The 5,568-nt window shown below is 54.4% G+C and carries 3 rRNA genes; all 3 read left to right on the forward strand.

Annotated elements, in window-relative coordinates:
* Positions 1–235 precede the first annotated feature (235 nt).
* Positions 236–1,757 (forward strand): 16S ribosomal RNA (locus DEU35_RS16760).
* Positions 1,758–2,170: 413 nt separating this feature from the next.
* Positions 2,171–5,282, forward strand: a 23S ribosomal RNA gene (locus DEU35_RS16765).
* A 102-nt stretch (positions 5,283–5,384) separates the two neighbouring features.
* Positions 5,385–5,501: ribosomal RNA gene (gene rrf / locus DEU35_RS16770) — 5S ribosomal RNA — on the forward strand.
* The 16S, 23S and 5S rRNA genes sit together here, the layout of an rRNA operon.
* Positions 5,502–5,568: the final 67 nt, after the last annotated feature.

Genomic DNA, 5,568 nt, shown 5'->3' on the forward strand with positions numbered 1-5,568 from the left:
GAGATCGTTTCTGTGGGTGCGTCCGTTCCTTGAGAACTCAACAGCGTGCACTTGTCAAATGCCAATTTATTCCTCGTCGGTCTGACTTTTGTTGGATTGCGAGAGATTCCTTTGGATCAAAGTCCAACCTTCTTTTGGGGGTTGGCGTGAAATTTCGTCAGTAATGATGTTTTTTCTTTGGTCAGTTTCGAACTCGCTGCGGCTGCCGTTTTCCCGGTGGTTGTTGCTTTTCTTTTTTATGGAGAGTTTGATCCTGGCTCAGGATGAACGCTGGCGGCGTGCTTAACACATGCAAGTCGAACGGTGAAGCCAAGCTTGCTTGGTGGATCAGTGGCGAACGGGTGAGTAACACGTGAGCAACCTGCCCTGGACTCTGGGATAAGCGCTGGAAACGGCGTCTAATACTGGATATGAGACGTGATCGCATGGTCGTGTTTGGAAAGATTTTTCGGTCTGGGATGGGCTCGCGGCCTATCAGCTTGTTGGTGAGGTAATGGCTCACCAAGGCGTCGACGGGTAGCCGGCCTGAGAGGGTGACCGGCCACACTGGGACTGAGACACGGCCCAGACTCCTACGGGAGGCAGCAGTGGGGAATATTGCACAATGGGCGGAAGCCTGATGCAGCAACGCCGCGTGAGGGATGACGGCCTTCGGGTTGTAAACCTCTTTTAGCAGGGAAGAAGCGAAAGTGACGGTACCTGCAGAAAAAGCGCCGGCTAACTACGTGCCAGCAGCCGCGGTAATACGTAGGGCGCAAGCGTTATCCGGAATTATTGGGCGTAAAGAGCTCGTAGGCGGTTTGTCGCGTCTGCTGTGAAATCCCGAGGCTCAACCTCGGGCCTGCAGTGGGTACGGGCAGACTAGAGTGCGGTAGGGGAGATTGGAATTCCTGGTGTAGCGGTGGAATGCGCAGATATCAGGAGGAACACCGATGGCGAAGGCAGATCTCTGGGCCGTAACTGACGCTGAGGAGCGAAAGGGTGGGGAGCAAACAGGCTTAGATACCCTGGTAGTCCACCCCGTAAACGTTGGGAACTAGTTGTGGGGACCATTCCACGGTTTCCGTGACGCAGCTAACGCATTAAGTTCCCCGCCTGGGGAGTACGGCCGCAAGGCTAAAACTCAAAGGAATTGACGGGGACCCGCACAAGCGGCGGAGCATGCGGATTAATTCGATGCAACGCGAAGAACCTTACCAAGGCTTGACATATACGAGAACGGGCCAGAAATGGTCAACTCTTTGGACACTCGTAAACAGGTGGTGCATGGTTGTCGTCAGCTCGTGTCGTGAGATGTTGGGTTAAGTCCCGCAACGAGCGCAACCCTCGTTCTATGTTGCCAGCACGTAATGGTGGGAACTCATGGGATACTGCCGGGGTCAACTCGGAGGAAGGTGGGGATGACGTCAAATCATCATGCCCCTTATGTCTTGGGCTTCACGCATGCTACAATGGCCGGTACAAAGGGCTGCAATACCGTGAGGTGGAGCGAATCCCAAAAAGCCGGTCCCAGTTCGGATTGAGGTCTGCAACTCGACCTCATGAAGTCGGAGTCGCTAGTAATCGCAGATCAGCAACGCTGCGGTGAATACGTTCCCGGGTCTTGTACACACCGCCCGTCAAGTCATGAAAGTCGGTAACACCTGAAGCCGGTGGCCCAACCCTTGTGGAGGGAGCCGTCGAAGGTGGGATCGGTAATTAGGACTAAGTCGTAACAAGGTAGCCGTACCGGAAGGTGCGGCTGGATCACCTCCTTTCTAAGGAGCATCTGGCATTCGGGTTTCGGTTCGAGTGTCCAGGCGCCAGTTCAGCACCGAATGTGTGTTGCTGGTAGCTCATGGGTGGAACATTTGACTTGGTGTCAGGGATGATGTGTCCGGGTTCAGTACGTGGTTTGCCACTGGAACGATCTGGTTCGGAGTTGTTGATACATGCACGCTGTTGGGTCCTGAGGGGCCGGGCGCTGACGGGGGTCTGTGGATTCTTTGTTGGTGTTTGTTCCTCGAGGGCCTGTCTTGGCGCCGGTGTTTCGGTGGCTGGGGTGGGTACCGCCCGTACTTTGAGAACTACACAGTGGACGCGAGCATCTTCCATGCAACTCTTTGGGGTTGTGTGGTGAAGATGATCTTAAAGATCATTAGTCAATTTTTTGACGATTCAACTCATGTGATTTCAAGTCTTTAAGAGCAAACGGTGGATGCCTTGGCATCTGGAGCCGAAGAAGGACGTAGCAATCTGCGATAAGCCTCGGGGAACTGATAAGCGAGTTTTGATCCGAGGATGTCCGAATGGGGAAACCCCGCCAGGGCGCGTGCGTACCTGGTGACTCCCGCCTGAATATATAGGGCGGGTAGAGGGAACGTGGGGAAGTGAAACATCTCAGTACCCACAGGAAGAGAAAGCAAAAGCGATTCCGTAAGTAGTGGCGAGCGAAACCGGAAGAGGCTAAACCTAGCGTGTGTGATAGCCGGCAGGCGTTGCATGTTGGGGGTTGTGGGACTTTTCTGATTGTTCTGCCGAATGATCGACGTGACAAGAGGGTATAGACGAACGGTTTTGAACGGCCGGTCATAGAGGGTGCGAACCCCGTAGTCGAAATGCTTGTTCTTGGCGTGAAGAGTATCCCAAGTAGCACGGGGCCCGAGAAATCCCGTGTGAATCTGTCAGGACCACCTGATAAGCCTAAATACTCCCAGATGACCGATAGCGGACAAGTACCGTGAGGGAAAGGTGAAAAGTACCCCGGGAGGGGAGTGAAATAGTACCTGAAACCGTTTGCTTACAAACCGTTGGAGCCTCCTTAGTAGGGGTGACAGCGTGCCTTTTGAAGAATGAGCCTGCGAGTTAGCGATACGTGGCGAGGTTAACCCGAGTGGGGTAGCCGTAGCGAAAGCGAGTCTGAATAGGGCGATTGAGTCGCGTGTCCTAGACCCGAAGCGAAGTGATCTATCCATGGCCAGGTTGAAGCGACGGTAAGACGTCGTGGAGGACCGAACCCACTTAGGTTGAAAACTGAGGGGATGAGCTGTGGATAGGGGTGAAAGGCCAATCAAACTTCGTGATAGCTGGTTCTCTCCGAAATGCATTTAGGTGCAGCGTTGCGTGTTTCTTGCCGGAGGTAGAGCTACTGGATGGCCGATGGGCCCTACAAGGTTACTGACGTCAGCCAAACTCCGAATGCCGGTAAGTGAGAGCGCAGCAGTGAGACTGTGGGGGATAAGCTTCATAGTCGAGAGGGAAACAACCCAGACCACCAACTAAGGTCCCTAAGCGCGTGCTAAGTGGGAAAGGATGTGGAGTTGCTTAGACAACCAGGAGGTTGGCTTAGAAGCAGCCACCCTTGAAAGAGTGCGTAATAGCTCACTGGTCAAGTGATTCCGCGCCGACAATGTAACGGGGCTCAAGCACGCCACCGAAGTTGTGGCATTGACATTTTTGGTAGGCCTTCGTGGTCCAGCCGTGTTGATGGGTAGGAGAGCGTCGTGTGGCGAGTGAAGCGGCGGGGTGACCCAGCCGTGGACGCTACACGAGTGAGAATGCAGGCATGAGTAGCGAAAGACGTGTGAGAAACACGTCCTCCGAAAGACCAAGGGTTCCAGGGTCAAGCTAATCTTCCCTGGGTAAGTCGGGACCTAAGGCGAGGCCGACAGGCGTAGTCGATGGACAACGGGTTGATATTCCCGTACCGGCGAAGAACCGCCCCAGTCAATCCAGTGGTGCTAAGAGTCCTAGCTCACGCTTTAGCGGATCCCTTCGGGGTGAGGCGGGTGTGTGTGAACGCTCGACCCCATGCTGGTGCGGCTAGCGTATTAACAGGTGTGACGCAGGAAGGTAGCCCAAGCCAGGCGATGGTAGTCCTGGTGCAAGTGCGTAGGCCGACTCTTAGGCAAATCCGGGAGTCATTGAGGCTGAGACACGATGCGGATAAAAAGTGGGTGATCCTATGCTGCCGAGAAAAGCATCGACGCGAGGTTCTAGCCGCCCGTACCCCAAACCGACTCAGGTGGTCAGGTAGAGAATACCAAGGAGATCGAGAGAATCGTGGTTAAGGAACTCGGCAAAATGCCCCCGTAACTTCGGGAGAAGGGGGGCCATCCACTTATTAGGACTTGCTCCGAAAGGGTGTGGTGGCCGCAGAGACTAGTGGGTAGCGACTGTTTACTAAAAACACAGGTCCGTGCCAAGTCGCAAGACGATGTATACGGACTGACGCCTGCCCGGTGCTGGAAGGTTAAGAGGACCGGTTAGCCGCAAGGCGAAGCTGAGAATTTAAGCCCCAGTAAACGGCGGTGGTAACTATAACCATCCTAAGGTAGCGAAATTCCTTGTCGGGTAAGTTCCGACCTGCACGAATGGCGTAACGACTTCCCAACTGTCTCAACCGCGAACTCGGCGAAATTGCATTACGAGTAAAGATGCTCGTTACGCGCAGCAGGACGGAAAGACCCCGTGACCTTTACTACAGCTTGGTATTGGTGTTCGGTGTGGCTTGTGTAGGATAGGTGGGAGACGGTGAAGCATTCACGCCAGTGAGTGTGGAGTCATTGTTGAAATACCACTCTGGTCACTCTGGATATCTAACTTAGGACCGTGATCCGGTTCAGGGACAGTGCCTGGTGGGTAGTTTAACTGGGGCGGTTGCCTCCCAAAATGTAACGGAGGCGCCCAAAGGTTCCCTCAACCTGGTTGGCAATCAGGTGGCGAGTGTAAGTGCACAAGGGAGCTTGACTGTGAGACTGACAGGTCGAGCAGGGACGAAAGTCGGGACTAGTGATCCGGCAGTGGCTTGTGGAAGCGCTGTCGCTCAACGGATAAAAGGTACCTCGGGGATAACAGGCTGATCTTGCCCAAGAGTCCATATCGACGGCATGGTTTGGCACCTCGATGTCGGCTCGTCGCATCCTGGGGCTGGAGTAGGTCCCAAGGGTTGGGCTGTTCGCCCATTAAAGCGGTACGCGAGCTGGGTTTAGAACGTCGTGAGACAGTTCGGTCCCTATCCGCTGCGCGCGTAGGAAGTTTGAGAGGATCTGACCCTAGTACGAGAGGACCGGGTTGGACGAACCTCTGGTGTGTCAGTTGTTCCGCCAGGAGCACCGCTGATTAGCTACGTTCGGGATGGATAACCGCTGAAAGCATCTAAGCGGGAAGCCGGCCTCAAGATGAGACTTCCATACCATTTATGGTGAGAGGCTCCCAGCCAGACTACTGGGTTGATAGGCCGGATGTGGAAGCGTAGTAATACGTGAAGCTGACCGGTACTAATAAGCCGATGACTTGATAACACACCTGTTTTTGGTGCTTGCGTCCACTGAGTGGTTCTCGATGTACGGTCGGGAACTCAACAATGATGATGTCGTTGTTGGTTTTTGAAACATCAATAGTGTTTCGGCGGCCATAGCGAGAGGGAAACGCCCGGTTACATTCCGAACCCGGAAGCTAAGCCTCTCAGCGCCGATGGTACTGCAGGGGGGACCCTGTGGGAGAGTAGGACACCGCCGGACTTCTTTTCAGTCGAAATGGCCACCCAAAGTTGGGTGGCCATTTCGCATTTACGGGCACTTCCCCGGG

This window comes from Microbacterium sp. AG157 (genome assembly GCF_003385695.1).
In the GTDB taxonomy this organism is placed as follows: Bacteria; Actinomycetota; Actinomycetes; order Actinomycetales; family Microbacteriaceae; genus Microbacterium; species Microbacterium testaceum.